This window comes from Methylobacterium sp. E-066, from assembly GCF_022829635.1.
Taxonomy (GTDB): Bacteria; Pseudomonadota; Alphaproteobacteria; order Rhizobiales; family Beijerinckiaceae; genus Methylobacterium.
Map to the genome: position 1 here is coordinate 1 of NZ_JAKSYO010000085.1, position 26170 is coordinate 26170.

At 69.6% G+C, this 26170-nt stretch carries 32 protein-coding genes and 1 pseudogene; 14 read left to right on the plus strand and 19 right to left on the minus strand.

Annotation, left to right across the window (positions count from 1 at the left end; genetic code table 11):
- Positions 1-208: 208 nt before the first annotated feature.
- The 10 genes and pseudogenes from MKL20_RS09190 to MKL20_RS09235 form a co-directional block, all read right to left on the minus strand.
- Positions 209-739: pseudogene (locus MKL20_RS09190) on the minus strand (1-deoxy-D-xylulose-5-phosphate synthase N-terminal domain-containing protein); the annotation flags it as partial.
- A 43-nt stretch (positions 740-782) separates the two neighbouring features.
- Positions 783-1043, minus strand: coding sequence for an exodeoxyribonuclease VII small subunit (locus MKL20_RS09195; RefSeq protein ID WP_058193261.1), 261 nt, complete (start codon positions 1041-1043; stop codon positions 783-785).
- Between the two features lie 202 nt (positions 1044-1245).
- Positions 1246-1758, minus strand: coding sequence for a tyrosine phosphatase family protein (locus MKL20_RS09200; protein WP_244036455.1), 513 nt, complete (start codon positions 1756-1758; stop codon positions 1246-1248).
- A 53-nt stretch (positions 1759-1811) separates the two neighbouring features.
- Complete coding sequence (locus tag MKL20_RS09205; RefSeq protein WP_244036422.1) at positions 1812-2414, minus strand: HD family hydrolase; 603 nt, start codon at positions 2412-2414, stop codon at positions 1812-1814.
- The gene (locus tag MKL20_RS09210; protein WP_244036423.1) at positions 2411-3025 is read right to left on the minus strand and encodes a DNA-3-methyladenine glycosylase I; all 615 of its coding nucleotides are present in this window, start codon (positions 3023-3025) and stop codon (positions 2411-2413) included. The genes MKL20_RS09205 and MKL20_RS09210 overlap by 4 nt, the downstream gene beginning before the upstream one ends.
- 61 nt (positions 3026-3086) lie before the next feature.
- Complete coding sequence (locus MKL20_RS09215; protein WP_244036424.1) at positions 3087-3941, minus strand: YgfZ/GcvT domain-containing protein; 855 nt, start codon at positions 3939-3941, stop codon at positions 3087-3089.
- A 107-nt stretch (positions 3942-4048) separates the two neighbouring features.
- Complete coding sequence (locus tag MKL20_RS09220) at positions 4049-4309, minus strand: hypothetical protein (RefSeq protein WP_147856766.1); 261 nt, start codon at positions 4307-4309, stop codon at positions 4049-4051.
- A gap of 159 nt (positions 4310-4468) precedes the next feature.
- The gene (locus MKL20_RS09225) at positions 4469-4906 is read right to left on the minus strand and encodes a TIGR02301 family protein (RefSeq protein WP_244036425.1); all 438 of its coding nucleotides are present in this window, start codon (positions 4904-4906) and stop codon (positions 4469-4471) included.
- Positions 4903-5373, minus strand: coding sequence for an NUDIX hydrolase (locus MKL20_RS09230; protein ID WP_244036426.1), 471 nt, complete (start codon positions 5371-5373; stop codon positions 4903-4905). Before MKL20_RS09230 ends, MKL20_RS09225 begins: the two co-directional genes overlap by 4 nt.
- Positions 5370-6473: a hypothetical protein gene (locus MKL20_RS09235; RefSeq protein WP_244036427.1), complete on the minus strand. Its 1104-nt coding sequence runs from the start codon at positions 6471-6473 to the stop codon at positions 5370-5372. The genes MKL20_RS09230 and MKL20_RS09235 overlap by 4 nt, the downstream gene beginning before the upstream one ends.
- 529 nt (positions 6474-7002) lie before the next feature.
- Here MKL20_RS09235 and MKL20_RS09240 point away from each other — a divergent pair.
- Positions 7003-7437, plus strand: a complete 435-nt coding sequence (locus MKL20_RS09240; RefSeq protein ID WP_244036428.1) for a GlcG/HbpS family heme-binding protein — start codon at positions 7003-7005, stop codon at positions 7435-7437.
- A gap of 7 nt (positions 7438-7444) precedes the next feature.
- On the opposite strand, the gene MKL20_RS09245 is transcribed toward MKL20_RS09240, so the two are convergent.
- Positions 7445-7999 carry a PAS domain-containing protein gene (locus MKL20_RS09245; protein ID WP_244036429.1) on the minus strand — a complete coding sequence of 185 codons (555 nt, stop codon included), beginning with the start codon at positions 7997-7999 and terminating at the stop codon, positions 7445-7447.
- A gap of 313 nt (positions 8000-8312) precedes the next feature.
- On the opposite strand from MKL20_RS09245, the gene MKL20_RS09250 reads away from it, so the two are divergent.
- The 3 genes from MKL20_RS09250 to MKL20_RS09260 all read left to right on the plus strand — a co-directional run bounded on the left by MKL20_RS09250 (position 8313) and on the right by MKL20_RS09260 (position 10220).
- A complete protein-coding gene (locus tag MKL20_RS09250) occupies positions 8313-8543 on the plus strand; it encodes a hypothetical protein (protein ID WP_243969535.1) in 231 nt (76 codons plus the stop codon).
- A gap of 90 nt (positions 8544-8633) precedes the next feature.
- Positions 8634-9893: a Zn-dependent hydrolase gene (locus tag MKL20_RS09255; protein ID WP_244036430.1), complete on the plus strand. Its 1260-nt coding sequence runs from the start codon at positions 8634-8636 to the stop codon at positions 9891-9893.
- A 15-nt stretch (positions 9894-9908) separates the two neighbouring features.
- Entirely contained in the window at positions 9909-10220 is a 312-nt protein-coding gene (locus MKL20_RS09260) for a hypothetical protein (protein WP_244036431.1), read from the plus strand.
- 22 nt (positions 10221-10242) lie between these two features.
- On the opposite strand, the gene MKL20_RS09265 is transcribed toward MKL20_RS09260, so the two are convergent.
- Complete coding sequence (locus MKL20_RS09265; RefSeq protein ID WP_243969541.1) at positions 10243-10494, minus strand: hypothetical protein; 252 nt, start codon at positions 10492-10494, stop codon at positions 10243-10245.
- A gap of 160 nt (positions 10495-10654) precedes the next feature.
- On the opposite strand from MKL20_RS09265, the gene MKL20_RS09270 reads away from it, so the two are divergent.
- Positions 10655-11383: a hypothetical protein gene (locus MKL20_RS09270; protein ID WP_244036432.1), complete on the plus strand. Its 729-nt coding sequence runs from the start codon at positions 10655-10657 to the stop codon at positions 11381-11383.
- A 47-nt stretch (positions 11384-11430) separates the two neighbouring features.
- On the opposite strand, the gene MKL20_RS09275 is transcribed toward MKL20_RS09270, so the two are convergent.
- Positions 11431-12186 carry a DeoR/GlpR family DNA-binding transcription regulator gene (locus MKL20_RS09275; protein WP_244036433.1) on the minus strand — a complete coding sequence of 252 codons (756 nt, stop codon included), beginning with the start codon at positions 12184-12186 and terminating at the stop codon, positions 11431-11433.
- 112 nt (positions 12187-12298) lie between these two features.
- Here MKL20_RS09275 and MKL20_RS09280 point away from each other — a divergent pair, with 112 nt between their 5' ends.
- The 4 genes from MKL20_RS09280 to MKL20_RS09295 all read left to right on the plus strand — a co-directional run bounded on the left by MKL20_RS09280 (position 12299) and on the right by MKL20_RS09295 (position 14626).
- Positions 12299-12901 carry an NUDIX domain-containing protein gene (locus MKL20_RS09280; RefSeq protein ID WP_244036434.1) on the plus strand — a complete coding sequence of 201 codons (603 nt, stop codon included), beginning with the start codon at positions 12299-12301 and terminating at the stop codon, positions 12899-12901.
- 3 nt (positions 12902-12904) lie between these two features.
- Positions 12905-13264 carry a DUF4406 domain-containing protein gene (locus tag MKL20_RS09285; protein ID WP_243969549.1) on the plus strand — a complete coding sequence of 120 codons (360 nt, stop codon included), beginning with the start codon at positions 12905-12907 and terminating at the stop codon, positions 13262-13264.
- A gap of 299 nt (positions 13265-13563) precedes the next feature.
- Positions 13564-13779: a hypothetical protein gene (locus MKL20_RS09290; protein WP_409568137.1), complete on the plus strand. Its 216-nt coding sequence runs from the start codon at positions 13564-13566 to the stop codon at positions 13777-13779.
- Between the two features lie 295 nt (positions 13780-14074).
- On the plus strand, positions 14075-14626 hold the full coding sequence (locus MKL20_RS09295) for a hypothetical protein (protein ID WP_244036435.1): 552 nt from the start codon (positions 14075-14077) through the stop codon (positions 14624-14626).
- Between the two features lie 268 nt (positions 14627-14894).
- Here the strand turns inward: MKL20_RS09295 and MKL20_RS09300 are convergent, their stop codons facing one another.
- A complete protein-coding gene (locus MKL20_RS09300; protein WP_243969553.1) occupies positions 14895-15257 on the minus strand; it encodes a hypothetical protein in 363 nt (120 codons plus the stop codon).
- A gap of 184 nt (positions 15258-15441) precedes the next feature.
- A complete protein-coding gene (locus MKL20_RS09305) occupies positions 15442-16389 on the minus strand; it encodes a LysR family transcriptional regulator (RefSeq protein ID WP_244036436.1) in 948 nt (315 codons plus the stop codon).
- A gap of 124 nt (positions 16390-16513) precedes the next feature.
- Here MKL20_RS09305 and MKL20_RS09310 point away from each other — a divergent pair, with 124 nt between their 5' ends.
- From MKL20_RS09310 to MKL20_RS09320, 3 genes are read left to right on the plus strand one after another with little or no spacing between them, the layout of a single operon-like run.
- Positions 16514-17122, plus strand: coding sequence for a YceI family protein (locus tag MKL20_RS09310; RefSeq protein WP_244036437.1), 609 nt, complete (start codon positions 16514-16516; stop codon positions 17120-17122).
- 28 nt (positions 17123-17150) lie between these two features.
- Entirely contained in the window at positions 17151-17759 is a 609-nt protein-coding gene (locus MKL20_RS09315) for a cytochrome b (RefSeq protein ID WP_244036438.1), read from the plus strand.
- Positions 17756-18346 carry a YceI family protein gene (locus MKL20_RS09320; protein ID WP_244036439.1) on the plus strand — a complete coding sequence of 197 codons (591 nt, stop codon included), beginning with the start codon at positions 17756-17758 and terminating at the stop codon, positions 18344-18346. Before MKL20_RS09315 ends, MKL20_RS09320 begins: the two co-directional genes overlap by 4 nt.
- 16 nt (positions 18347-18362) lie before the next feature.
- Here MKL20_RS09320 and MKL20_RS09325 read toward each other — a convergent pair whose 3' ends face one another.
- From MKL20_RS09325 to MKL20_RS09340, 4 genes are all read right to left on the minus strand, one after another.
- On the minus strand, positions 18363-18947 hold the full coding sequence (locus tag MKL20_RS09325; protein WP_243969563.1) for a GNAT family N-acetyltransferase: 585 nt from the start codon (positions 18945-18947) through the stop codon (positions 18363-18365).
- Entirely contained in the window at positions 18947-21292 is a 2346-nt protein-coding gene (locus MKL20_RS09330) for an Orn/Lys/Arg decarboxylase N-terminal domain-containing protein (protein WP_244036440.1), read from the minus strand. Before MKL20_RS09330 ends, MKL20_RS09325 begins: the two co-directional genes overlap by 1 nt.
- A 96-nt stretch (positions 21293-21388) precedes the next feature.
- A complete protein-coding gene (locus MKL20_RS09335; RefSeq protein WP_244036441.1) occupies positions 21389-22174 on the minus strand; it encodes a LamB/YcsF family protein in 786 nt (261 codons plus the stop codon).
- A 99-nt stretch (positions 22175-22273) separates the two neighbouring features.
- The gene (locus MKL20_RS09340; RefSeq protein WP_244036442.1) at positions 22274-22708 is read right to left on the minus strand and encodes a lysozyme inhibitor LprI family protein; all 435 of its coding nucleotides are present in this window, start codon (positions 22706-22708) and stop codon (positions 22274-22276) included.
- 379 nt (positions 22709-23087) lie between these two features.
- Here MKL20_RS09340 and MKL20_RS09345 point away from each other — a divergent pair, with 379 nt between their 5' ends.
- Both MKL20_RS09345 and MKL20_RS09350 read left to right on the plus strand, forming a co-directional pair.
- Entirely contained in the window at positions 23088-25256 is a 2169-nt protein-coding gene (locus MKL20_RS09345; protein ID WP_244036443.1) for a TonB-dependent receptor, read from the plus strand.
- A 131-nt stretch (positions 25257-25387) separates the two neighbouring features.
- A complete protein-coding gene (locus MKL20_RS09350; RefSeq protein ID WP_244036444.1) occupies positions 25388-26164 on the plus strand; it encodes a hypothetical protein in 777 nt (258 codons plus the stop codon).
- The last annotated feature ends 6 nt before the right edge of the window (positions 26165-26170 follow it).

A 26170-nucleotide genomic window follows, 5' to 3' on the forward strand; every position in this document is an offset into this window, starting at 1 on the left:
CGAGCAGGGTCCGGCGCGACGGCGTGCCGGCGCGCGGATCGGTCGGCGGCACGGGGCGGGATGGGGGCATGGGATCTCGACGGCGGCTCGCGAAGGGCCTCGGTAGATAGCCGCGTGCCCAGGCGTGCGCCACCGCCGGCCGCCGGAAGCGCGCCCTATAGCATGGGCCGCACGGCTCGCAGCAAAAAACTTAACCTCCCGTGCCGGCGGCATTGTTCATGGCTTCATACGCCATGCCGGCCGACATCGAGCCGTCGCCGATCACCGCGATGGCGTTGCGGCGCTTGGACTGCCGGCCCTTGGCCTTGGCGGCCTCGGAGTCGAGGTCGCGGGCCACCGCCATGCCGAGGGCGGCCGAGATCGAGGTCGAGGAATGGGCGGCGCCGAACGGGTCGTAGGCGCTCTCGGAGCGCTTGGTGAAGCCGGACAGGCCTCCCCCCTGGCGCAGCGTCCGGATGCGGTCGCGGCGGCCGGTGAGGATCTTGTGCGGGTAGCATTGATGGCCGACATCCCAGACGATGCGGTCGTCGGGGGTGTCGAACACGTGATGCAGGGCGACGGTGAGCTCGACCACGCCGAGCCCGGAGCCGAGATGGCCGCCGGTGATCGACACCGCGTCGATCATCTCGGCCCGCACCGCATCCGCCACCGCCTGCAGCTCGGATTCGGGAAGCTGCCGCAGCGCAGCCGGCTCCGGGACACGGTCGAGAAGCGCGCTCAGCTCGGGGGAAATCGCCACGGCATCAACCTCTATCGGACGGGATCGGTCTGACCGCCGAGCCTCAGGATATATCGAGCGGCGCCACGCCCTCGGGCCGCCCGTCGGCACCGAGGGTGATCCGCTGGATCCGCGCCTCGGCCCGCTTCAGCAGCGCTTCGCAGTGCTTCTTCAGCACCTCGCCGCGCTCGTAGATCGCCACCGACTCGTCCAGCGGGACATCGCCCCGCTCGAGCCTGCGCACGATCTCCTCGAGTTGCTCCAGCGCCTTCTCGAAAGGCAGGTCGCCGGCGGCCGGGGCCACCTCGGGTCTGCTCGCGTTCATCCCACACACATCCTTTGGGTCGGTTCTAAGGCGGCAGCCGGTGCGGCCACAACCCACGCGAGGGCCGGGCCGGTCGGATCGGCAGCGTTTTGGCGTGATGCGGCGGCGTTTGCGCCACACTCCGCGCGCCTTGTGGAACGGCTCTCGAACGGGCGCGCGTAGGGGTGTCGGAGCCGACAACCGGAAGTTTGGTGAACGGCGATCACGTCACGGTGAGGCAGAACGGCGTCCCCTCGAACGCCTCGGCGCCTCGGCCGATCCGCGCGATCGCCGCGACCATGCGGCCGTCCCGGTCGAGCATTCGGTCGGCGATGGCCACGAACAGGGGATTGGGGGTGGCGGACGGGGAGGCGGCCCGCAGGGCGTCGGCGATCGCGCCCTCGTCGCGCTCCGGCGCCAGCGCGCAGGCCGCGATATAAGCCGCCGCGGTGGAGCGGCTGATCCCGGCATAGCAGTGGATCACCAGCGGCTTCTCCCGTGGCCAGGCCCGGGTGAAGGCCAGGATGCCGGCCACGTGTTCGTCAGCCGGCAAAACGTGTCCGTCGCGGGGCTCGGCGATGTCGCTGACCCCGATGATAGCGTGATTCTCCGCATCGATCAGCGCCGGCCGCTCCAGCGGCGTGCCGACATTGACCAGCGTGAGCACGTGGCTCGCGCCGGTGGCGGCGACGGTCTCGGGCAGGCGCGAGAGCGGACAGACGTGAAGGGTCGGCATGTGGCGGCCCATGGCGCGGGATCGTGACGGATCGAGGGCGGCGGTATCGGATCTCAAGCCTGGCACAGGGCGTGGAAGCGGTCGAGGAACCGCGCCTCGGCCTGGGCGGTCGGCCACGGTTCGGCCAAAGCCAGGACGGGCTCGGGCAGGTCCGGGGCGGGTCCGAAATACAACTCGGCTTCGTCCGGGGCGAATCCGGCGAGCTCCACGGCCTCGATATGGGCGGCGATCCGGTCGGCGCGCTTGACCAGGCGGCCCAAAGCGGGCGCGGGCTCGCCCAGTCCGAAGCGGCGGCGCACGGCGGCGAGCAGGCGCAGCTCAACCCCGCGATAGGCGTCGCCGATCGCGGCCTTGAGCGGCGAGATGATGTCGCCCACCACGTATTCCGGGGCGTCGTGCAGCAGCAGCTCCAGCCCGTCCGGATCGGTGCAGCCGGGGGTGATGTGGCGCCCGACCGCCTCCACCAGCAGGCTGTGCTGGGCCACCGAGAAGACGTGCGGACCCCGGGTCTGGCCGTTCCAGCGGGCGACCCGGGCGAGGCCGTGGGCGATGTCGGCGATCTCGATGTCCCGGGGCGCGGGATCGAGGAGGTCGAGGCGGCGGCCGGACAGCATCCGCTGCCAGGCCCGGGGCGCCGGATCGTGCGTCTCGCTCATGCCGGCCGCCCCAGTTCGGCGCAGGCTGCGTGCCGGTGGCAGCCGACGAGGTGATCGTTGACCATCCCGACCGCCTGCATGAAGGCGTGCACGATGGTCGGGCCGCAGAAGGAAAACCCTTCCGCCTTCAGGGCCTTGCCGATCGCCCGGGAGACCGGCGTCTCGGTCTGGATCTCGGCCCGGGTCCGGGCGCTGCCCTGGATCGGCCGCCCGTCCACGAAATCCCACAGGAACGGCGCGAAGCCGGGGCCGGTCTCCTCGATCCGCAGCCAGGCCCGGGCGCCGGCGATCGTGCCCAGGATCTTGGCGCGGTTGCGGATGATGCGGGTGTCACCCATCAGCCGGGCGACATCGGCCTCGTCGTAGCGGGCGATGGCCTCCGGATCGAAGCCGGAGAACGCATCCCGAAAGCCGTCGCGGCGGCGCAGGATCGTGATCCAGGACAGGCCGGCCTGGAAGCCGTCGAGGATCAGCTTCTCGTAGAGTGCCCGGCCGTCGCGCTCGGGCACGCCCCACTCGGTGTCGTGATAGGCGACGTAGAGCGGGTCGTGGCCGGCCCACCAGCAGCGGGGGCAACCGTCGGGATGATCGATCAGGCCGGTCTCGGACATCCCGCCGGTTTAGCGAGAACAGGAGCGGAACGCCATCGCCGCTCCGCGCCCCGATCCGTACTCAGGCCGCCGGCGATCCGGCCGCCTCCGGCATCGCGAAGGTTGCGTAGTCCGGTTTCTCGAAGGTCACCGGGCGGTCACCGGCCAAAGGCGTCACACCGGCCGCGAGGGCGTCGGCCAAGCGGTCGAGCCGGACCAGGGCGAGGCCGCGCTCGCCCGCGGCGCTGCCGGTGGTGCCGAGCCCCTTGCCGCCGGCAGTGATCTCGGTGCCGGGGGGAGGGGCCTCGCCGGTGTAGCGGGCCGCGAGGATCCGGGTGCGGGCGGTGCCCCGGTGCTGCATCCGCGAGACCACCTCCTGGCCCACGTAGCAGCCCTTCCTGAAGTCGACGCCGCCGAGCTGGTCCATCATCGCCTCGTGGGGGAACGCGTCCCCGTAGGCGTAGTCGCGCCCGCCCTCGGGCACGGCGAGCTGGATGCGATGGCGATGGTAATCCGCCTCCGCGGCATCGGCGGAGAAAGCGCCCTCGGCGGCGTAGAGCCGGGCGCCGAGATCGACGTGGCGGGTATCGGCGACCGTGCCGGTCTCCACCGCCGGGGAGGCGCCGGCCCAGGAGGCCGCCACCGCGACCGTCGGGTCGACCGCGATCGCGACCTGCGCGCGCAGCCGGTAGAGGGTCAGGCGCTTGGCGAGGTCGGCCGCCCGGTCGAGGGCCGTGTCGAGCCGGAACCCGTCCGGGATCCGCGAGATCAGGAAGTCGAACAGGATCTTGCCCTGCGGCGCCAGCAGGGCGCCGAGGCGGGCCTCGGCATCCTCAAGAGTCTCGACGTTGCAGGTCAGCACGCCCTGGAGCAGCGCGGCGGCCTCCGGCCCGGTGACGGTGACGAGGGCGCGGTCCGGCAGCAGGGCGACGGGCATGGCAGAGAAATCCTCACGCGACGGGGGCGATCCGGCAGCCCGGATCGCGTGGTCGGGAGGTAGGTGCTGCGCGTGCCCGCCTCAACCGTCTGCCGCCGCCGGTCTCCTCAATGCTGGAGGGTCGTCGTGAAGGCGCCGCCGCGGATGCGCTCCGGAAAGCCCTCGGCGTAGCGGGCGGTGGCCTCCTCGCCGTACGTCATCACCAGTTCCTGGAACGCCGCGAACAGGGCGGCCTGAGCCATGCAATCACCGTCGAGCCCGTCGAGACAGCCTTCCGCGAACGCTTCCGAGACGTAACTCAGCGCGACGCGCTTCTCTTCGACGTCGACCTCAACCTCGATGGGGGCGGTCTGAGAGATGTGCTGCATGGGCCCGATACTTCCGCTGCGCCGGGCACACGACCCGGCGGACCAGCGAATGATAGGTGGCTCCCCGCGGCTCGGCCAGCCGAGAATTTCAGATCGGTTAACGCGGGCGCTCGAAGTTGATGCTTTTCGGGGATGCTGGAACGGTGTGTTGCCTCTGCATCACCCGCCGAATCGCCCGGCCAGGGCATGCGACAGCCTGTCACCCTCGGCGACGTAGCGGGCCGCCGCCTCGTGGGCGGCCGGGGTGCAGACCCGGTAGGTCAGCGCGTAGCCGCGATAGCCGCGATTGTAGGCGCCGGCCAGCCGGTCGCGGCGGGCGGGGGTCACGCCTTCGGACTCGATCAGCGCCTTCATGCGGGCCGGCCATTCCGCGGCATCGGGCGCCGCGCACAGGCCGCGCAGGAAGGCCAGCGCCCCGATGATCTCGGACATCCGCAGCAGGTCGCGGTCGTAGGGAGCGGGTACGTCCGCGGGCGGCGTCGCCTCTTTGGGCGCTTCCTTGGCCGGGGCGGGCGCGGCGCGGGTGCCGCGCTGCTGCTGCGCCAGGGCCGGCCCGGTCAGCGCCGCAGCCAGGCACAGGATGACCGGAAGCCTCACGCGCTCGCCTCTCTGCCGCGCACCCGGGCAAACGCCTCGTGCAGGGTCTCGATCAGGCCCGGGGTCGTCGCGAGGCCGGCGATCTCGTCCAGCGTCGCCCAGCGGACCCCGAGGGCCTCCGGTCCGGCCACGGGCTCGCCGCCGCACCACAGGGCGGCGTGCGGATGGACGACGTAGTGGTGGCGGGCGCGGCCGGCCTCGTCCCGGACGATGATCTCGGTGGGCGAAAGCACGCCGACCACTTCGGCCGTGAGGCCGACCTCCTCGGACAATTCGCGAAGCGCCGCCTCGGCCAGCGCCTCGCCGGCCTCGACCAGGCCGCCCGGCAGGGTCCAGACGCCGCGCATCGGCTCGTTGGCCCGGGCCGCCAGCAGGACGCGCACGCCGCGGATCACCGCGATCGACGCGCCCACGTAGGGCCGGGTCGGGAACAGGCGGCTGCCGCCATCGGCTGTGCCCTCGGTCACGGCTTGCCTCCATCGGGCGCGACGACCGCGACCCGCCCGTCGGCGAGGCCGACCAGCAGCCGCGCCGCCGCGCCCTCGCCCAGGGCCACGATGCCGGTGGTGGCCGGCGCGGGCAGCGGAACGCGCAGGCGCTCGTGCAGCGATCCCTTGGCCTGGACGAGGGCGATCTCGGCGCGGCCCGCCACCGGCAGAACGAGCTCGGCGGGACCGGCGGCCGGGATCGTGACGGCGAGATCGGCATCGCCCTCGCCCGCCGCGTAGCCCGGCGCCTCGCCGGCCGGCTCGATTTTCTCCTGGGTCAGGTTCCAGAGCTGGAGCAGGCCCCGGGCGCTGATCGTGGCGGCCTGGACGCCGCCGGAGCCGGCAAAGTCCGCGATGCCGGCGATCTTGAGGGGCGGCCCGGGCTGCGGCGGCGTGCGCGCCGTGACGTTCCAGGCCGCCTGACCGTCCGGGCGCCCGATCAGCACGAGGCCACCCGATTCCGCGCCCGAGAGGGCCGCGGCCAGGAGGGCCGGGCGGCCGGCGAGGCGCAGCAGGCGCGGTCGGAGCGGCGCGAACACCGCCTCGCCCCCCGCCGGCACCGTGACGGTGGCGACCGGAACGGGCTTCGGATCGGTGCTGACCGCCATCGGCTGGCGTTCGCGGATCGTCAGGACGGCGGCGGCGTCGTTGCCGTCCGGAGCCCGGGCGCGGCCGGTGAGGTAGGCGCTCAAGGCCCCGGCCAGGACCCGGCGCGACCCCGGCAGGGCGCCCCGGGGCGTCTCGGCGGCGGTCAGCCCCTCGACCGCGTCCCGGCCGATCGGCCGGACCGTGACCGCGCCGTCCGTGAGGCCGAGCACGGCGCCGCCGTCGTCGCCCCAGACCAATGCGATCGGGGCGCTTTCCTCGTCACCGGCCGACGGGCCGGATTTCGCGCCGGCGATCGGCAGCAGGCCGGAGGTCGCCACGGAAATCGCGGCCTCGCTGCGCGGCCCGCGCAGCGCCCGCACCTTGAAGGGCAGGTCCAGGATCCGGACCCCCGGCGCCTCCGCGCGGGCGGGGGCCAGCGGCGTGCACAGGCTCAGGCCGAGGAGGATCGCGAAGCTCCGGCGGTTCGGCACGGGGCGACTGTCGAGTCGGGTTCCGGGCCGTCCGCGGCTTGATAGGAGGCCCGCTCCGGCAATGGCGAGCGCTCTCCCTCCCCCCTCTGCGGGGGAGGGTGGCCCCCGAAGGGGGACGGGAGAGGGGAGCAACGGTGCAGAACAGGACTTCGCCCGTCATGGCAGTCGCGCCCCTTCCTGAACCCGGGTTCCCCTCTCCCGACCCCTGCTGAAGCAGGGGCCACCCTCCCCCGCGGAGGGGGGAGGGAGACGCGCTTGGGGTTAGCCTTGGCCCTCATCCGGCAGCGATGTGTGAATCCGCTAGCCCGCACGGGAGAGGGGACCTGCGCCACCCGCATCTACGGCGGCATGGCCACGGCGACGATCGAAATCCCAGCAGCCCATAGGATGCCCGGCAGGGCAGCAGGCTCGATCCCGGAGTTGACCGGGGGCCTCCGCTCGGGCCTTCTCAACCGGAACGGGTCATGCCCGGCTCCGCTGGAACCGTTCCGCGAGCCTGTGCATTCCCGGGGCCAACCAGGGAGGCACCATGCACGTCACGATTGAGCAGGCCGAGCGGGCGATCGCCGCGGCACGGGCGAAGGCCGTGGAGCTGGGCACCCAGATGTGCATCGCGGTGGTCGATTCCGGCGGCAACCTGAAGGCGTTCCACCGCATGGACGACGCCTGGGTCGGCTCGATCGACATCGCCCACAAGAAGGCCAAGACCGCGGTGTTCTTCGGCATGATGACCGGCCAGATCGGCCAGCTGTCCCAGCCCGGCGGCCCGCTCTACGGCATCGAGCATTCCAACGACGGGTTGATCACCTTCCCGGGCGGCATCCCGATCGTCGATGCCGACGGGATCATGTCGGGCGCGATCGGGGTCAGCGGCTCCACGGTCGAGAACGATCACGCGGTGGCGGAGGCCGGGGCCAAGGCGATCGGCGAGACCGAACTCCCGGCCCATCCCTGGCGGACCTGAAGCCGCCTTACGGCTCCCGCTGCGCGAGCGCCCGGCCGATCCCGAGCAGCAACATGTTCGAGATCAGCCGGAGGTTCTCGTCGCCGTGGCGCTCGAGCGCGGAATGGGCCCGGATGCAATGGTCGGCCGCGGCTTCCAGGTGCTTGGCCTGGGCCGCGCCGTCGCCGTTCGCGGCCGGCGACGAGCCGGCATAGAGATCGGTGACGTCGATATAGGCGCCGCGCCCCCGCAGCGCCCCCACGGCGTCGGGAACCAGGCGGCCGCGATTGAGGATCCAGCGGACGTGGCCGGTCTCGCTCAGCACGCGGAACTCCAACGAGACCAGGCCGCCCGTCCGGCGCACCGCGCGGATCCGCTCGAAGACCCAGCCGCGATCCTCGGGATGGATGCGCCCGAGGGCGACGTCCAGGGGCAACGGCTTGCCGGCAAAGCTCGAATCCCCGGACAACAAGGTGGCTGCACCCGCGTCGAGCACCGATCGGCCCGCCAGGACATCCGTGTCCCAGGTCCCGACAAATCCCGCATCCTGCAAGGCAGAGGCCGCCGTGGACGCCAACGCCATTCAATCCCCCGAACCGGCTGCGGCCTGTCGATCACCTGATATCCGCCAACCCGTAGCGACAATGCAGCCGCGACGTTGTGTGTCCAGGGATCGATCCTGATCAATCGCCGATCCGCACCCGGACATGTCGTCACGGGTCTCCGGCATACGATCGCCGACGGATGCTGCTCTTCGACGGCGTCGCCGCCGCATTCGTGAGGGATACACGCAGCGTAAAGCCTTTCATGATGTGGTCTCTCCGTCGCCGAACCCATACCCACTTCGGTGATGAAGACACTATATGCTCGGATACGATATCGTTTCAGGTCTATTGATGCGCACATACATTGTCCGGGCGATCCGCCGTGAGCCGGACGGGATGCTCGGGCCGGACCTGTACCGGCACGCCTTCGCGGCGAAGGACGATTCCGACGCGGTCGCGGCAGCCAAGCGGATCGATCTCGACCTGGCCGAACTCGGCGCCAACGCGGTCTACGTCTCGGCCGAGGACGGGCGGGCGATCTGGAGCTTGCACGCGCAGGATTTCCCCGACCCGACCCTCTGACGCCGACCCGCCCTGGTGCCGGGCCGGATCACGGCCTAACGTCGCCGCCTCCGGTCTATGGTCGGCCGAGGCGCGCGGGATCACACCGGCATGGATCGCACCAACCTCCCGCTCTCGCAGGACCGCCTCTGGGACAGCCTGATGGAGCTCGCCCGGATCGGCGCGCTCCCCAACGGCGGCAACGACCGGCAGACCCTGACCGACCGGGATGCCGAGGGGCGCGCCCTGTTCCAGCGCTGGGGCGAGGCGATCGGGCTCACCCTTACGGTGGACCGGATCGGCAACATGGTGTTCCACCGGCCGGGGCGGGACCCGGGCCGGAAGCCCGTCGCCATCGGCAGCCATCTCGACACCCAGCCCACCGGCGGCAAGTTCGACGGGCCGCTCGGCGTGCTCGCCGGCCTGGAGGTCCTGCGCGCCCTGCACGAGGCCGGGATCGAGACCGAGGCGCCGCTCCTGCTGATCAACTGGTGCAACGAGGAGGGCTCGCGCTTCGCCCCGCCGATGAGCGGCAGCGGCGTCGCCATGGGGATCGTCCCGGAGGCCGACGTAATGGAAACCCGCGACCTCGCCGGCCACGTATTCGGCGAAGAGCTGCGCCGGATCGGCTGGCAGGGGGAGGCGGATCCGGCGACTCTTCGCGGGATCGGCGCCTATTTCGAATTGCACATCGAGCAGGGCAAGCGCCTGGAGGATGCCGGCCTGACCATCGGGGTGGTCGACCGGGCGCTGGCCCAGATCTGGTACGAGATCACCGTGCTGGGCGAGGAGGCCCATGCCGGCAGCCCCATGGCGGGCCGGCGCGATGCCATGATGGCCGCCGCGGCGCTGATCGGCTCCCTGGAGGACATCGCCCGGGAGGCGGTCGGCCCCGAGGGCGAGCGCGGCCGTGCCACCGTCGGGGTCCTGACCGCCGAGCCCGCGAGCCGCAACATCACCCCGGGCCGGGTCTGGTTCAGCCTCGACACCCGCCACGGCGATCCCGGGCAGCTGGAGGCGATGCGGGGGCGGATCCTGGCCCGGGCCGACGCGCTCTCTGCCGAGCGCAACGTCACGATCCGGGTGGAAGACTTCTGGCGCGCGCCGCTCACCCCGTTCGACCCGGTGCTGGTCGACCGCGTCCAGGCAGCGGCCGAGGCGCGGGGCCATGCCTGGACCCGGATGCCGACCGCGATCTATCACGACGCCGTCTACTGCGCCCGCGTGGTGCCGGCGGCCCTGGTCTTCTGTCCCTGCCATGGCGGAATCAGCCACAACGAGGCCGAGAGCATCACGCCGGACTGGGCCCGGGCCGGCATGGAGGTGCTGGCCGACGCGGTGCTGGCCACCGCCGGCATCGCGCGCTCCTGAGGAGGCTGGTTCGGCATGTCCGACGACAACGTCATCCGCCCGACCTTCGGTGCCCCCCGCAATGCCGCCCCTGTCCATCGAACGGAGCCCGATTCCGAGCCGCCGCCGATGCGCCTGTTCGGCGCGGCCGCGGGCCATCGGGTCGGCCTGATCCGCGATCCGGCCGCCCAGGAGGGCGACGTGTTCCGGATCGTGATCGGCCCGGAGGACGAGCAGGCGGTGGAGACCGTGGCGCTGCTGCCGGCCGGCGCCGACGCGGAGGGCGAGGCGGAGCGGATCGGCTTCGCGATCCTGCGGGCGCTGGAGGTGGTCGAAGGGGCGGTCTGAGGGGCGGTCTGATCGGGGCCGATCAGGCGATCGGCTTCGGCTTGATGATCGGCGAGCGGGTCAGGCTCTGGATCTCGCGGCCGGGCCGCCCGGCCTTGAGGGCGATCTCCTCCTCCTGCTCGGCGATGATCTGCCGGGCCGGCTCGTCGCCGTCGAGGCCGCCGAGGATTTCGGCTGGGACACGCCGGTTCGAGGCCCGGGAGCCGTCCTCGAAGACGACGTCGAACAGAATGAAGCCCCGTTCCTGGGGTCTCGACTTGATGCGCTTAGCCATAGGTGCTGATACGCCACCGCGATCCCGCGCGGCAGGGGGCACCGCCGCGCAGGGGGTTGCACCGCGCGCAGCGCCGAACCGACCTGCGGCCCCGCTCTCGCCGTGATCTTTCGTGCCGCCGGTCCCCGACCGGCCGCACCGCCAATCTAAGGAAACGTCCGTGATACCCTGGGTTCATCTCGACACCGGCTCGGTCCCGGGCGGCGGCACCGACCTGCGCCTGATGCAACGCGGCGACGAGTTCTCGATCCTGGCCGACACGATCGAGCTGATGAACAACCGCCGCAGCGGCTCCGAGGCGGCGCTCGCCGCCATGACCTGCGAGCGGCTGAAGGACCGGCCCCGGGCCCGGATGCTGATCGGCGGGCTCGGCATGGGCTTCACCCTGCGGGCGGCGCTCGAAGGCCTCGGCCCGGAGGCGCGGGTCGTCGTGGCCGAGCTGGTCCCGGCCGTGATCGCCTGGGCCCGCGGCCCGCTCGCCCATGTCTTCGGCGATTGCCTGGACGACCCTCGGGTCGAGGTGCGGGAATCCGACGTGAACCGGCTGATCCAGGCGGGGCCGGGCCAGTACGACGCCATCCTGCTCGACGTCGACAACGGCCCGGAGGGCCTGATGCGCCGCTCCAACGACCGGCTCTACGACAATTGGGGCCTCAAGCGCGCCCGCTGGGCCCTGCGGCCGGGCGGCATCCTGGGGGTCTGGTCCGGCGCCCCGGACCGGAAGTTCAAGTCCCGCCTGCAGCGCTCCGGCTTCGCGGTCGAGGAGGCCCGGGTCCACGCCAGCGGCCGCGGCAGCGGCCCCAAGCACGTGGTCTGGCTCGGCACCCGGACCGAGGGGCCCGTCGCGCCGGATCGGCCCGAGGCCGGTCGCTCAAGGCCAGCCCGGTAGCTGGCGTTGCCGCGCGGTGTCGGCCGTTGCGACGATGGCCGATGCCCTCAGGCGAACGCGATGGTGGTGCCGGCCTCCTGAAACGGGTCGGTCAGCTCCATCGGGAGGCCGCCCTCGACAACGAGAACGTCGATGTCAGCCAGCTGTTGGATCTGGAACGGCGAGACGGTGCCGAGCTTTTCTCGGGAGGCCAGAACGATGGTCTCGGCCGATTGCCGGCTCAGAGCGCGCTTGATCGCCGCCTCCTCGGGATCTCCGGTCGTGAGGCCCATCTCGGCATGTACGCCGGTCACTCCCAGAAAGTAGAGGTCGGCGCGGATACGCGCGATGGTTTCGGCAGCGGTTGCGCCTACGGCGACCATGGAGTGTCGAAACAATCGTCCGCCGATCAAGTCGACCTCAATGCCGGTATGATCGGCCAACGCGACGGCCACGTTCGGACTATGGGTAACGAAGGTGGCCTTGAGATTTGGGTCGAGATGTCGAGCGATCTGGATGGCGGTCGTGCCGCCGTCGAGAAAGATTATCTGCCCTGGCTTGACCATTTTGGCCGCCGCCCTGCCAAGCGCGGTCTTGCCTTCCGGTGAGAGACTTTGCCGAGCCACGAGATCCGCGACCGCAGGCGATGCCGGCAATGCACCACCATGAACGCGTTGCAGCAGCCCTTGCCCTGCAAGCTCACGCAAGTCGCGACGGATCGTATCTTCCGAAAGCCCCAATTCCTGGCTGACTGCCTTCGCGACGATGCGCCCGTCGCGTTGCAGAGCCTTCAGGATGTGGGTTTTGCGTTCCAAGGTCAGCATGGGGCGGTCCGTGCACGAAATTTCTTGACTCTAAGCGAAATTGCACGAAATTCGCGAAAAGGGCAAAGCCTAATACGAATCCGTGCTGTTTCGTGCGGTCGAGAGGTGTTCCATGAGTGTAGTGGATCGGATTCGCGTTGAAGACGTGCGAGTACTCTCGGACGATTGGTCGGTATTGAGAAAAACGACCTTTCGTTATCGTCGTACCGATGAGATATGGCAGCGACAGAGCCGAGAGACTTACGACAGAGGAAATGGAGCGACGATTCTCCTCTATGACCCGGAGCGCTTCACGGTCATCTTGATCCGCCAGTTCCGATACGCCGCCTTCGTTAATGGCTGGGATGACCTCTTGATCGAGACGCCCGCCGGGTTGCTCGACGATGCCACCCCGGAAGACCGTATTCGCGCTGAAACGGAGGAAGAGACCGGCTTCAGGGTCCGGAACGTCAGACGAATTTTCGAGGCCTATATGAGTCCCGGCTCGGTGACGGAGAAAATGTTCTTTTTCGTAGGGACTTATCACATCAATGATCGCGTTCGCGCCGGCGGCGGACTGGCAGCCGAAGGCGAGGACATCGAAGTTCTGGAGATCGACTTCGATCAGGCTCTTAAGATGATCGAGAGTGGCATCATCCGCGATGCCAAGACGATCATGCTCCTGCAATATGCCGCTCTGAACCTGTTCAAGTTCCCGCTTTCCGGGGGGAACTGATCTATGCTGATCCTGATCGCAGGCCCTTACCGCTCGGGTACGGATGACGATCCCGCCAAGATGGCTGCGAACCTTCGGCAACTCGAGGCAGTGTCCTGGCCCCTCTTCGAGGCCGGTCATCTGCCCATGATCGGCGAGTGGATTGCCCTCCCGGTTTGGCAGGCGGCGGGCGGACAGCACGCGGGAGACGAACTGTACGATCGGATCTTCCATCCTGCCGCGGGCCGCATCCTTGAGCTCTGTGATGCGGTACTTCGTCTTCCGGGGGCATCCACGGGGGCGGATAACGATGTCCGCATCGCGACGAAGCGAGGCATCCCGATTTTTTATCGCCTTGAGGACGTACCCGGCTGCTCCGGTTGAGCGGGTTTCGCAGCTTTGGTCGAAAACCTGCGATTTATCAAAGCCTTAAGCGAGGGAAACGTTGGCCTGCCAACGCGAGGCTGCTTAGGTCGTTAGAGGACCGGATTGCGGCACCGGGGACTTGATCTCATTGCCGTTGGGACAGGATCAATCGGGACGAAATATCTGCAGGACGTGACGATGGTACCGCTCGCGCCGGCAGTGTCCGCTGACGCAAGACGCGTCAGACAGGACAGGGGCTCGGGATCGGCCTGCCGCCCACGGTCGCACCCCCTGGGCCGGCGGCCGGGACTCCGCACATGCGGGGCATGGGTGCGAATGGCGGGCATCTCTACACGGTCGAGGTCAGGCCGAGCCGGCATGACCCGGGCCGTTTCACGTGGGCGATCCGCGACCGCGGCAAGCTGGTCCGGGGATCGTACCGTCCGCACGCCTCCGAGGGCGCCGCCCGGGCCGTCGCCCTGGCCGAGGTCGAGCGGCTGATCGGGCATGACGAGCCGCAGAACGGCGGCTGATCGGGCCGTACGGGACCCGAGCCATGGTGTGGACGCGCATCTCGACGACCAGAGCGTGTCACGCATGCATGCAGAAACAACTCCCGATCGGTTGCATGCCGCACTGCGGTAGCCTATCTCTGCACTGCGGGATGGCGATGGCGTCGCGATCCCGCTGCCCTTCTTGGGCGTTTCCTCCCTAGACTTCGGGCCGCTCCTTCGGGAGTGGCCTTTTTTCTTGCCTGCAGCCGCGGCTGAGAGCAGCCGCCCGTACTCCGCGCGCGGCCGAGAGCTTCGGCCAAGCGGAACCATGACCTTGGCTGTTCGTTCTGCCGTCATGGAACACTACAGATCCACCCTCGCGACGACCGCGATCGCCGTATTCGGGCTGGTGGTGGCCGCGCATACTCTGCATCCGGGCAATTACGAGGCGCAGACGCGCCCGGTCCGGACCGTGACAGCGCCGGCCGAGCCGTCGAGCTGGATGGATCCGCCGGCCCGGGTGGCCGGTGCGAGCAAGCCGGAGCCGCGCGTCTCCGAAACCGCAGCCGCGACCCCGTCCGACCTGCTGGCGCCGCAGATGACCGCCCTGCCGGCCGGCCTCGCCACGGCCCCGGCTCTGCCGAGCGAGATGATCGCCCCGGCCCAGAAATCCCGGACCACGCTCGCGACGCATCGGTCGAAGGCGGCGGACCGCAACACCCGTCACGCGGCGCGCCTGCGCCATGCCGCCCTGGCCCGCACGGCAACCGTCGAGCCCGCCGTCGCGGCCCCATCGGCGCCGGCGCCCAGGCAAGACTCCAAAAAGATCGATCCGATCGGCGATCTCATCCGCGGGCTCGGCCTCGGCCGCGACAGCGAAGGCTGAGCTGGGGGCGGCTCTAAAGCCTCTTTAGACTGCGCGATCGCAGTCGAATGACGGTTCTGATCGACGGAAATCCCAGTCTTTCCCCTCATCCTGAGGTGCTGCGCAGCGGCCTCGAAGGAGCCCTCCAGGAATCGCGCGACCGGCTGGAGGGCTCCTTCGAGGGCTCTGCTTCGCTACGCCACCTTAGGATGAGGGTGAGGATGGGAATGATTGGTCAAACAAGCCCTTAAGAGACACCGGATTGTCATCTCGTTGAGCCCTGCGTGCCCTACTGCACGTGAATGGTCAGCTTCATCTTCGGATGGATGCCGCACTGGATGACGAAATCCCCCGGCTCGACCAGGACCAGCCGGGTCTCGGTGCCGGGCTCCTGATCGCCGGCATCGAACGAGAACCGGTCGGCTTCGATGAAGGCGTGGTGGCTCTGGCTGGCGTCCTCGTTGCGCAGGGTGATCGTGTCGCCCAGCCGCAGGAACAGGTCGGTCGGCACGTAGTGGCGCCCCTTCTGGAGGACGATACGGGTCGTGCTCGACAAGGTCGCCCAGGCCGAACCCGGCGCCGCACACAGGCCTACGAGGGCCATCGTCCCGACCAGGAGCAGGGGCCGCAGGCACCGGTTGCGAAGGGGCATGTCTGGTGTCCGCGCGAGAAGGGGATGCGTCCGGGCAAGGGATCGGGGAGGTCGCGTACCGAAGCGGCCCGGGATGCCGCTGCCGGCCATGATGCGCGGCGCCCCTCAACGCCGCCTTACACGGACCCGTAAGATTGTCTCGACCGTGTCGTCAATAGCGTGTCTATAGTTCATAAATACAATCTTAGACTGTATTCGTTGGTGAAAGCGTCTCCTCATCGCACGGCGTCAGGGCAGCGCGCACGTGCTCCCGGAAGACCTGGACCCGCGCTGGCAGGTCGCGCCCGGCCAGGGTCACGGCGCGCAGGGCTGCCCCCCGCCTCGCCCAGGGGGCGAGCACGCGCACGAGCTGGCCCGCCGCGACCGCCCGGGCGGCCACGAGGCTCGGGATATGGCCGATCCCGGCACCGACCAGGGTCAGGCGGTGGACGGTGGAGAAGTCGCTGACCCGGATGGCGGGGTTCAGGACGAGCTGCTCGGCCCGGCCCTGCCCGTCGGTGAGGGAGAGGGCACCCCCGCCGGTCCGCTCCCGGGGGAGGATCAGGTCGTGGTCGTGCAACCCGGCCAGCTCGGTCGGTGCCGGGCGGCGCAGCAGGTAGGCGGGGGCGGCGTAGAGGGCCACCGACAGGGTCGCCAGGACGACGGCCCGGTAGCCGGTCTCCTCCGCACCGCCGAGCCGCAGGGCGAGGTCGATCCGGTTGGCTGCGAGGTCGAGGCGGGTATCGGTGTTCAGCATCTCGACCGTGATCTGCGGGTAGGCTGCCCGGAAGCTCGCGATGATTTCCGGCATCACCTCGATCCCGAAATCGATCGAGGTGGTCATCCGCAGGTGCCCGGCCGGCACCGTCTGGGCGTCGCGGGCGGTCTCGGCCGCCGCGTCGAGCAGCGCCAGGCTCTCATGGGCCTTGGCGTAGAAGGCGAGCCCCTCCGCGGTGGGCGAGACCGCCCGCGAGGTCCGCGCCATCAGCCGGGCGCCGAGCGCCTGCTCCAGCCGGGACAGGCGCCGGCTGACGCTGCCCTTGGTCTCCCGCAGGCTGGCGGCCGCGGCCGTGACGGTGCCGAGATCGACGACCGTGCAGAAGGCGCGCACGTCGTCGAGGCTGCCGTGGAAGGTTTCCGATTTCGCAACCATGGGGTTCCGGATAGCAGGCTCAACCGCGGCCGTGAACGGGTCTAGACGGACGTGGCTGTGCGCCGGACCGAGTCGACCGTCCCAATCGGCCGTCACACCCGCCGTCCTCATCTGGGAGAATCCCTTGAAGTCGCTTCTCGCCTCCGGCCTTCTGGCCCTCCTCGTCGCCACCCCGGCCCTGTCCCAGACCCCGGCGACCCGCGACCCGGCCCAGATCCAGGCCGGCACCTATGCGGTCGATCCGAATCACACCCAGGTCGGCTGGCGGGTCTCCCATATGGGCTTCTCGAACTATGCCGGCGGCTTCTCGGACGTGTCCGGCACCCTCGACCTGCAGCCGAAGAACCCGGCGGCCGCGAAGCTCACGATCAAGATCCCGGTCGCCTCGGTAACCACGACCAGCGCCAAGCTCACCGACGAGCTGAAGGGCGACCAGTGGCTCGACGCGGCCAAGTACCCCGACATCACCTTCGTCTCGACCAAGGTCGCCCCCGAGGGCAAGGACAAGGCGAAGGTCACCGGCAACCTGACGCTCCACGGCGTGACCAAGCCGGTGACGCTGGACGTCACCCTGGTCGGAGCCGGCGTGAATCCGCTGAGCAAGAAGGTCACGGTCGGCTTCGACGCCACCGGCACGGTTAAGCGCTCCGAGTTCGGGGTGAAGACCTACGTGCCGCTGATCGGCGACGACCTGCACCTGACCATCGCGGGCGCCTTCGAGCGGCAGGACTGACCCGGAACTCCGGGGCGGGAGGATGGTCATGGCACCCGATGCAGCGGCGCGGCGCTACTCCGCGGTGGCCATCCTGCTGCACTGGGCGAGCGCGCTCGGCGTGCTCGCCCTGATCGGCATGGGCCTGACCATGACCCATGCGGGCTTAAGCCCGATGCGCCTGTTCCCGCTCTACCAGTGGCACAAGTCGGTCGGGATCACGGTGCTGATCCTGACCGGTCTGCGCCTCGCCTGGCGGCTGGCCCACCGGCCGCCGCCCTATCCGGCAAGCATGGCGGCCCGGGAACGCCGGGCGGCGGGAGCGGCCCACGGCGCCCTGTACGGTCTCCTCGTCGGGCTGCCGCTCACCGGCTGGGCCGTGGTCTCGCTCTCGCCGTTCAACATCCCGACTTTGCTGTACGGGCTCGTGCCCTGGCCGCACCTGCCGCTGGCCCCGCTGCTCGCCGACCCGGCGGGCGCGGAGGGGCTGGTCAAGGCGCTGCACGCCTATGGAGCCTGGTTCCTGACCGCGCTCCTGGTGCTGCACGTCGCGGCAGCGCTGCGCCACCATCTCATCCTGCGCGACGGCGTGCTGTGGCGGATGCTGCCGGGCCGCCGCATGGCGACGCTCTCTGAGCCCCTGGAATCCACCCGATGACGTTGCGCCGCCTGCTTTCCGCTGTGTGCCTGTCGGCCGCCCTGTCGGGCGCCGGATTCCCGGCTGCCGCCGCCGAGTGGGCGGTGGATCCGGCCAAAAGCGCGATCCGGTTCTCGGGCGTGCAGGTCGGGACGCCGTTCTCCGGACGCTTCGAGCGCTTCGAGGCAAAGGTGGATTTCGATCCCGCCAAGCCCGAGGCAGGCCGCGCCACGGTGCTGGTCGACTTGAGCAGCGCCCGCACCGGCGACGCCCAGCGCGACACGGCGCTGCCCCAGAAGGACTGGTTCGACGTGGCGAGCGCCGGCCAGGCCCGGTTCGAGGCGACCCGCTTCGTCGACAAGGGCCGGGGCGACTACGAGGCCATCGGCGAACTGACGATCCGCGGCACGAAACGCCCGCTGACGCTGCCCTTCCACCTGTCGCTCGAAGGCGGCCAAGCGCATGCCACCGGGCATGTCGGGCTCGTCCGCACCGATTTCGGTGTCGGCCAGGGCGCCTGGGCCTCCGGACAATGGGTCGCCCTCGAAGTCGGGGTCGATATCGATCTCGTCGCCACGACCCGGTCCGCTCCGGCCGAGGGTCACTGACCGGTCCCGTCGCTTCCTACGATCCCGGCTGGTCCTCGGACCCGGTGCCGAGCGCCCGCTGCACCATCACGCTGTCAGACCAGCGGCCGTACTTGAACCCCACCGCCTTCAGGAGGCCGACGCGGGCGAATCCGCAGGTCTCGTGGAGGCGTAAGGACGCCGCGTTCTGCGCGTCGATGTATCCGATCATCTGCCGGTAGCCGCCCGCCGCGCAGGCCTCGATCAGGGCCGGCAGGAGGCGGCGCCCGATCCCGGCATGGAGGTGGTCGGGATGCACGTAGATCGAGTGCTTGAGGGTGTAGCGATAGGCCGGGCGCTTCCGGAACGGCACCGCGTAGGCGTAGCCCGCCACCTGGCCGCCGCGCTCGGCGACGAGGTGGGGCAGGCGCTTCTTGCGCATGGTCTTGCGCCGCCGCTTCAGGTCGTCGGGCAGCAGGCGCGCCTCGTCGTCGAAATCGGCGACGTTGCCGACGCCCTTGCCGATATGGTGCTCGTAGATCGCCACCATGGCCTCGACATCCGCGTCCGAGGAGGCGCGGATGATGATGTCCGGGCTCGGCCGGGCCGGGATCGGGGCGCCCTCCTCGGGCTCGATCTCCATCAGGCGCCGTCCCGCACGACGTAGGTGTGGAAGCGGATCCGCCCGTCCGGCTCGACCTCGCGGTAGACCCCCTGGATCTCGGCCTCGAAGCCGGGGAACAGGTTGGCCGAGGCCTCGAACATCTTGAAATAGTCGAGCATCGGCTTGGCGCGGTCGTCCAGGCGTTCCCCCGGCAGGACCGTGCCGATCCCCGGCGGATAGACCAGCATCAGGGTCGTGGCGATGCGCCCCTCGGCCTCGGCGATCGGCACGTAATCGACCTTGTTGCGAGTCAGCATCTGGGCGGCCTTCTTGGGCGGCATCACCATCTCGGGCAGGTGCTCGGGGGCGAATTGCCGGCGCTGGAGCGCGGAGGTGCCGGCCTCCCGGTGGAAGGCGTGGAACTCGGCGCAGAGGTCGCGCAGGCGCACCCCGCGGTAGCGGTTGGGCCGGCGGTTGACGAATTCCGGCATGGCCTCCTCGAGCGGCACGTTGTCGTCGTGGAGCCGCTTGAAGGCGACGAGGCCCGAGATCAGGGTCCCGGCCTTCGAGGATTCGACGCCGGGCGTCAGCAGGAAGAGCAGCGAGTTCAGGTCGTTCTTCTCGGCGACGATCCGGTTCTCACGCAGGTATTGGGCCACGATCGGCGCCGGCACGCCGTGGTCGGCATAGGCTCCGGTCCGCCGGTCGAAGCCCGGGGTGAGCACCGTCAGCTTGTTCGGGTCGGTGATCGCGTAGCCCGGGGCGACATGGGTGAACCCGTGCCAGCGGGCGCCGGGCTTCAGTTCCCAGTGCCGCGGGTCGGCGGCGAGCTCGTCGGTGGGCACCTTTTCCCAGGGCATCTCGGTCCCGTCGGCGTTGCTGGTCACGTCCGGCACGAACGGGTCGAAGAACCAGCGCCGCAGCGGGTCGGCCTCGTGTTCCTCGAACTCCCGCCGGATCGCCCGGACCTTCTTGCGCCACTCGATCCCGAGCCGGATCGTGTCGTCCCACAGGATCATGCCCGAGCGCCCCTTCATCATCTGGGCGCCGACATCCAGGGAGGCGAAGAGCGGGTAGAACGGCGAGGTCGAGGCGTGGACCAGAAAGCTCTCGTTCAGGCGCTTGTGCTCGACCCGCCGGGTCTGGCCGCGGATATGGCCGTCGCGGGTGTGGATCTGCGAGGCCTGCGAGAAGCTCGCGAGCTGCTTGTGGGTCGATTGCGTGGCGACGATGCCCGGCGAGGTCTCGTCGAGCCCGGTGAGGCCCATGGCGAAGCGGCGGGCGTAGAGCGGGTGGAACTTCATGAAGCCCGCCCAGGCCTCGTCGAACAGGATATAGTCGCAGAGGTGGCCGATCTTCTCCAGGATCTCCTGCGCGTCGTAGATCGTGCCGTCGTAGGTGCATTGCTCGATCACCGCGACCCGGAACGGCCGCTCCCGGCGCCAGGCCTCCGGGTCGGTGACCAGCGGGTTGCGGCGGATCTTCTCGCGGATACGCGTCTCGTCCAGGGCCTCGTGGTAGATCGGACCGATCAAGCCGTAGGCGTTCCGGTCCGTTTCCAAAAAAATCGGGATGCCGCCGCCCAGGAACAGGGCGCCGTGATGGGCCGCCTTGTGGTTGTTGCGGTCGAATAGAACGAGATCGTCCTCGGCCACAAGCGAGGACAGCACGATCTTGTTGGAGGCCGAAGTGCCGTTGAGGACGAAGTAGGTTTTTTCCGCCCCGAAGATCTTGGCGGCCTCCTTCTGGGCCTTGAGCGCCGGACCCTCGTGGGTCAGCAGATCGCCGAGATCGAGCACCGAATTGTCGAGGTCGTCGCGGAAGATCGCTTCGCCGAGATGCTCGACGAAGATCCGCCCGATCGGCGAGCGGTTATAAAAAATGCCGCCGTTATGGCCCGGGCAGGTCCAGAGCTGGTTGCCCTTCTCGGCATAGTCGACCAGGGCGCCGAAGAACGGCGTCTTCAGCGTCTGGGCATATTGCGTCACCCGGCTGACCAGGCCGCGGGCGATGAATTCGGGCGTCTCCTCCGCGAGGAAGATGTAGCCGTCGATGAAGTCCAGGAGCTCGACCGGGATGTCCTCCAGCCGCTTGCGGCGGACCATGATGACGATCGGCATCTCCAGGCCGCGCTTGCGCATCATGTCGATGAGCGCGGCGGCCTTGCCGTCGAGGCCGCGCTTGCCCCAGTCGACCACCATGCAGCCGATGGCGGCATCGGTCTGCACGGCGATGGCCGCGTCCTCGACGCGCCGAGCCCGCACCACCTCGAAGCCGCGATTCTCCACCGCGGCCACGATCTGGGCGACCCGCGCGCCCTCCAGGTCGTCCGGATCGAAGGCGGGGGCGCACATCAGAACTGTGAAGCGACGGTGGAAATCCATGGAGCCCCTCTCAGCCTTGCAAGCAGCGAGTGGCTTTCTGGCCCATCTGCGACGATTGCATGACAGCGCGCCGGATGGCGGCGGAAACAGGCCGTCTCAGACGCCGATCGAGGTCCCGATCACCTGAGCCATCGGCCTGATCGCGATCCCCCGGGCCGTGAGGTCGGCGCGCACCTGCGCGGCCATCGCGACGGCCCCTGGCGTGTCGCCGTGGACGCAGATGCTGTCGATCCGGGCCGGGATGCGCCGCCCGGACAGGCAGAGGATCGCGCGATCCTCCAGCATCCGCACGACGCGCCCGGCCGCCTCGACCGGATCGTGCAGCACCGCCCCCGGGAGTTTTCGCGAGACCAGGTTGCCGTTATCGGCGTAAGTCCGGTCGGCGTAGATCTCCCGGGCCAGGGGCAGGCCGAGCCGCTCGCCCGCCCGCTCGGTCTCGAGGCCGGGCATCACCACGAAGATCAGGTCGCGGTCCAGCGTCCGGACCGCCCGGGCCACCGCCAGGGCGAGGTCCGCATCCTCGTTGGCGATGTTGCCGAGCGCCCCGTGGGTCTTCACGTGCCGCACCGGGCAGCCGGCATCCTGGGCGAGCGCCAGCAGGGCGCCGACCTGGTAGAGCACGGCCTTCTCGACATCGGCCGGGCGCTCGCCATGGATCGGGCGCCGGCCGAAGCCCCAGAGATCGAGGAAGCCCGGATGGGCTCCCGCCTGCACGCCGTTCGCTGCGGCGAGCGTCAGGGTCTCGTGCATCACCAGCGGGTCGCCGGCGTGGAAGCCGCAGGCGATGTTGGCCGAACTGGCGACCGCCAGCATCCCGGCATCGTCGCCCAGGCGATAGACGCCGAAGCCTTCGCCCATGTCGCAGTTCAGGTCGACGATCATCCGGGTCCCTCGAAAGCGCGGCGGCTTCGCGCATTCAAGGGTCGGACCAGCCGGCGTCTCGGGATACGGAAGCGGCCCTCTAATGCAGCGGGTACCGGCTCAGAATATCGTCGGTCCGCTGAACGGCCTTGTCGTACTTGCAGGCGTCTTGCAGGCGTAGAGAGCAGCGGTGGTGCCGCTGCCGTTGTTCCACTCGCTGAAGGTGAGGTCGCCGCAATCGGCGTCCCGGAAGGCGATCCGGGCGCGCTGGGCCGCAGTGAACTGGGCCTTCCAGGCGGCCTTGGAATCCTGCGGGCGGTCATCCTGGTCGATGATCGACAGAACCTTCTTGTAGGCCGCGTTGAGCTTCGCGTCGGCCGCGTCGAGGGCCTTGTGCAGGCAGGCCTGGGTCTCGGGTGTCGCGGTGGCGGCCTGGCACAGCTTTACCGAAGGCTGATCGGCCTGCGCACCCATAGAGGGAAGTACGCAGGCCCAGAGCGCGACGAGGACGAGGATCCCGGCCGGGCGGGCCACTGTGAATGGCCTCGGACGCATCGTGGACTCTCCGGGGGCAGATCGGTCCGACGCGCGCGAGCGGCCGGACGGCGGCACGCTGACCGGGAAGGTATGAACACTTTTTTGGCATGCCGGGTGATCCGCGCCCGTCGAGCCCATCACGAGCCAGTCCATTCCGATAATCGGGCCAACGGAAGTGCCGTATTTATTGGATAATCGCGTATTATTGGAACACAAGATCGACTATACAAATATCATAAAATTATTTGCTGTGATTTTTGTCTTCCAGAACATTATTTTAATGTAATAAGTCTAAATTTAATCCGAAGTATATAATCCATAATTTCGTTGACGACTCGATCACATCATGGAACGGCGGCTCTGACCGTTTCTGTGCTGGGCTATCGAGCCGTCAAAGATGTCCCTGATGCATTCTGGCCGCTGCGCGCCGTTGGTTCTGTGCTCTACGGCGATCCTGACCGCGGGTATCCTGCTCGTCGCCCATCCCGGTGCCGCGCGGGCCGAGGATGTCCGGCTCGACGAACTCTCGGTGGAGAGCACTGGCGCACCGCGCGGGGTGGTGCCGGCCTACGCCGGCGGCCAAGTCGCGCAGGGCGGACGCGTCGGCCTGCTCGGCAATACGGAAACCAAAACATCGCCGTTCAGCGTCACGAGCTACACCGACACCTTCGTACGCGACCGGCAGGCCCGCACCGTGTCAGAGGCGCTCAGCCGCGACCCGTCGGTGCGCGCCACCCAGACCACCGGGGCGCCGTTCGATTCGTTTTCGATCCGCGGCTTCCCGTCCGGCGAGGGGACGAGCGGCGAGATTGCCTTCGACGGCGTCTACGGCGTCGCGCCGAGCTTTCGCGTCTTCACCGACTATGCCGAGCGGATCGAGGTGCTGAAGGGTCCCTCCGCGGCTTTGTCCGGGGTTTCGCCGAACGGCGCGGTCGGCGGCGTGGTCAACGTGGTGCCCAAGCGCGCTGGCGAGGACCTGACCCGGTTCACCCTGGATTACGGCTCGGTCGCCCGGGGCGGCGGCCAGCTCGACGTCGCGCGCCGCTTCGGCCCGAGCCGGGAATGGGGCGCCCGATTCGTCGGCAGCCTGCATGGCGGCGACACGCCGTTCGCCCGCCAATCCGAGACGACCGGAGTCGGGGCCCTCGCCCTCGACTATCAAGGCGACCGTTTCCGCGGCTGGCTGTACCTGCTGGCGCAGACCGACCGCTTCGACGCGCCCTTGCGCCCGTTCCAGCTGAGGGCCGGCGTGCCGGTCCCGCGGGCCCCGGATGGCCGCCTCAACCTGACCGAGCGCTGGGAATATTCCGATATCGACGACCGCGGCGCCCTTCTGCGCCTGGAATACGACCTCACCGACGCGGTCACGCTGTTCGCCGATGCCGGCGGCGCGCAGACGGAGGTCCAGCGCTACTTCCAGTCGGCCCCGACCATCCTCAACGCCCGCGGCGACACGACCAGTACGCCGCAATTCTACGCGATGGGCATCGACCGCTCGACCGTCGATGGCGGCGCCCGAGCTCGCTTCGACACCGGCTTCCTCCATCACGCGCTCGTGGTGCAGGCCTCTTCCTACAACGAGGACACGGCGCGCCAATTCCCCGCCGGGCGGGGCGCCTACCTGTCGAACATCTACGCGCCGCGGCTCGCGGCCTACATCCCGCCGCCGATTACCGCCGGGCGGCCGCGCCTGTCCGACAGCACGCTGTCGGGGGTCGCGGTGGCCGACACGCTCTCGGCCCTCGACGAGCACGTGCTGCTGACGCTGGGCGTGCGCCGGCAGCGGGTCGAGGCGCACAATTACCTCTCCAATGTCGGCACGCTGAGCTCCGCCTACGACAAGAGTGCGACCACCCCGGTGGTCGGCTTGGTGGTCCGGCCGTGGGACGCCGTCTCGCTCTACGCCAATTATATCGAGGGCCTGAGCCGCGGCGACGTCGCCCCGCTGGCGGCGAGCAATGCCGGCGCGATCCTGGCGCCCTACGTGGCGCATCAGGTCGAGGCCGGCGTGAAGCTCGATCTCGGCCGGATCGGCGCCACGTTCAGCGCCTTCCGGATCACCAAGCCGAACGGCGAGGCGAACCCCGTCACCAAAAACTTCGCCCAGACCGGCGAACAGCGCATCAGCGGGCTCGAGTTCAGCGTCTACGGCGAGATCACCCCGGAGTTGCGGGTGCTGGGCGGTCTCAGCCTGCTCGACGGCGTCCTCACCCGGACCGCCACCGCCAGCAATCTCGGCCACGCGCCGATCGGGGTGCCAGACGTGCAACTTAATCTCGGCGCCGCGTGGGACCTGCCCGGGCTGCCGGGCCTGACCGTCGATGGGGCGGTGATCTATACCGGGCGGCAATTCATCGACCTCGCCAACAGCCAGGCCCTGCCGGACTGGGCGCGGCTCGATCTCGGCTTGCGCTACGCGACGACGATCGACGGGCGCCGGACGACGTTCCGGGCCAACGTGCTGAACGCCACCGGGACGCGGTACTGGACCGGGGTCGCCTCGTTCGGAACGTTCTTCCAGGGCGGGCCGCGCACCTACCTGCTGTCGATGTCGGTCGACCTGTAGGCGTCGATGGCGCGCGGCCGCGTGCCTGTGCGGCGATGTTTCACGGGAAACACTTTCTTAAGCCCGCCAGCCCGAACCTGTGGCCCGGATGCCGTCGCCTTCCCGCGCGTCGCGCGCTAGCACGGCCCGGCATGACGGTTTCGATCACGACATCCAGCTGGCGCGAACTGAAGAACGCCAAGGCTCAGGCCCGGCTGGAGCGGGCCCTGCCGGCGATCTTCCCGGCCCCGGTGCTGCACCACGCCCTGACGCGGCCGCTGATCCCGCCGACCCCGCGTCTGGCGGTGGAGAGCTACTGGCGCAACCACATCCTGCGGGCCGACCGGCTGGCCCGGGCCCTGGCGGCGCGCTCAGGCACACCCGAGGGCTGGACCTGGCAGCTCGGCGAGGGCGGTGCCGGCGGCCGCCTGGCGAGCTTCCGGGTGCCGCCCGCCCCGTTCCGCGAACTGGCCTTCGCCCGCGGTCGCGGTGCCTGTTGCATCTGCGGCCAGCCGGTCTACCGCTTCGGCTGGCACCGCGACCTCTGGGGGCAGGGCGTGCCGAACGGTAAGGCCGCCTGGCACGCGGCCTGTGTCGCCGCCTGGAAGTTCTGGATCGCCCCGCACGAGCAGGTCAAAGTGCTGAAGCGCCACCAGGGGCATCGCTGCAAGGCCTCCGGCAAGCGGCTGCTGCGCACCGCCGAGGTCGACCACGCCCTGCCGCTCTACCGGGTCTGGCGCGAGCACCGCGACGCGCCCTGGCCGGAGCTGCTCGGATACTGGGGCGCGCCGAACCTCCAAGTCGTCAACCGGACCGCGCACGTCCTGAAATGCCGGGACGAGGCGGCCGAGCGCTCCCAGACCTTGCGGCTGTCCCGGTACCGGGTGGTCGAAGACGAGTCCGGGTTCAGCGTGGTCGAGGAGGAGTGAGCGGCC

Excerpts from the sequence above, each read along its gene's own strand:
- MKL20_RS09195 (WP_058193261.1), bottom strand. The coding sequence starts at position 1,043 with ATGAACGCGAGCAGACCCGAGGTGGCCCCGGCCGCCGGCGACCTGCCT.
- MKL20_RS09200 (WP_244036455.1), bottom strand. The coding sequence starts at position 1,758 with ATGCCGACCCTTCACGTCTGTCCGCTCTCGCGCCTGCCCGAGACCGTC.
- MKL20_RS09205 (WP_244036422.1), bottom strand. The coding sequence starts at position 2,414 with ATGAGCGAGACGCACGATCCGGCGCCCCGGGCCTGGCAGCGGATGCTG.
- MKL20_RS09210 (WP_244036423.1), bottom strand. The coding sequence starts at position 3,025 with ATGTCCGAGACCGGCCTGATCGATCATCCCGACGGTTGCCCCCGCTGC.
- MKL20_RS09215 (WP_244036424.1), bottom strand. The coding sequence starts at position 3,941 with ATGCCCGTCGCCCTGCTGCCGGACCGCGCCCTCGTCACCGTCACCGGG.
- MKL20_RS09220 (WP_147856766.1), bottom strand. The coding sequence starts at position 4,309 with ATGCAGCACATCTCTCAGACCGCCCCCATCGAGGTTGAGGTCGACGTC.
- MKL20_RS09240 (WP_244036428.1), top strand. The coding sequence starts at position 7,003 with ATGCACGTCACGATTGAGCAGGCCGAGCGGGCGATCGCCGCGGCACGG.
- MKL20_RS09245 (WP_244036429.1), bottom strand. The coding sequence starts at position 7,999 with ATGGCGTTGGCGTCCACGGCGGCCTCTGCCTTGCAGGATGCGGGATTT.
- MKL20_RS09250 (WP_243969535.1), top strand. The coding sequence starts at position 8,313 with ATGCGCACATACATTGTCCGGGCGATCCGCCGTGAGCCGGACGGGATG.
- MKL20_RS09255 (WP_244036430.1), top strand. The coding sequence starts at position 8,634 with ATGGATCGCACCAACCTCCCGCTCTCGCAGGACCGCCTCTGGGACAGC.
- MKL20_RS09260 (WP_244036431.1), top strand. The coding sequence starts at position 9,909 with ATGTCCGACGACAACGTCATCCGCCCGACCTTCGGTGCCCCCCGCAAT.
- MKL20_RS09265 (WP_243969541.1), bottom strand. The coding sequence starts at position 10,494 with ATGGCTAAGCGCATCAAGTCGAGACCCCAGGAACGGGGCTTCATTCTG.
- MKL20_RS09275 (WP_244036433.1), bottom strand. The coding sequence starts at position 12,186 with ATGCTGACCTTGGAACGCAAAACCCACATCCTGAAGGCTCTGCAACGC.
- MKL20_RS09280 (WP_244036434.1), top strand. The coding sequence starts at position 12,299 with ATGAGTGTAGTGGATCGGATTCGCGTTGAAGACGTGCGAGTACTCTCG.
- MKL20_RS09285 (WP_243969549.1), top strand. The coding sequence starts at position 12,905 with ATGCTGATCCTGATCGCAGGCCCTTACCGCTCGGGTACGGATGACGAT.
- MKL20_RS09290 (WP_409568137.1), top strand. The coding sequence starts at position 13,564 with ATGCGGGGCATGGGTGCGAATGGCGGGCATCTCTACACGGTCGAGGTC.
- MKL20_RS09300 (WP_243969553.1), bottom strand. The coding sequence starts at position 15,257 with ATGCCCCTTCGCAACCGGTGCCTGCGGCCCCTGCTCCTGGTCGGGACG.
- MKL20_RS09305 (WP_244036436.1), bottom strand. The coding sequence starts at position 16,389 with ATGGTTGCGAAATCGGAAACCTTCCACGGCAGCCTCGACGACGTGCGC.
- MKL20_RS09315 (WP_244036438.1), top strand. The coding sequence starts at position 17,151 with ATGGCACCCGATGCAGCGGCGCGGCGCTACTCCGCGGTGGCCATCCTG.
- MKL20_RS09320 (WP_244036439.1), top strand. The coding sequence starts at position 17,756 with ATGACGTTGCGCCGCCTGCTTTCCGCTGTGTGCCTGTCGGCCGCCCTG.
- MKL20_RS09325 (WP_243969563.1), bottom strand. The coding sequence starts at position 18,947 with ATGGAGATCGAGCCCGAGGAGGGCGCCCCGATCCCGGCCCGGCCGAGC.
- MKL20_RS09330 (WP_244036440.1), bottom strand. The coding sequence starts at position 21,292 with ATGGATTTCCACCGTCGCTTCACAGTTCTGATGTGCGCCCCCGCCTTC.
- MKL20_RS09335 (WP_244036441.1), bottom strand. The coding sequence starts at position 22,174 with ATGATCGTCGACCTGAACTGCGACATGGGCGAAGGCTTCGGCGTCTAT.
- MKL20_RS09340 (WP_244036442.1), bottom strand. The coding sequence starts at position 22,708 with ATGCGTCCGAGGCCATTCACAGTGGCCCGCCCGGCCGGGATCCTCGTC.
- MKL20_RS09345 (WP_244036443.1), top strand. The coding sequence starts at position 23,088 with ATGTCCCTGATGCATTCTGGCCGCTGCGCGCCGTTGGTTCTGTGCTCT.
- MKL20_RS09350 (WP_244036444.1), top strand. The coding sequence starts at position 25,388 with ATGACGGTTTCGATCACGACATCCAGCTGGCGCGAACTGAAGAACGCC.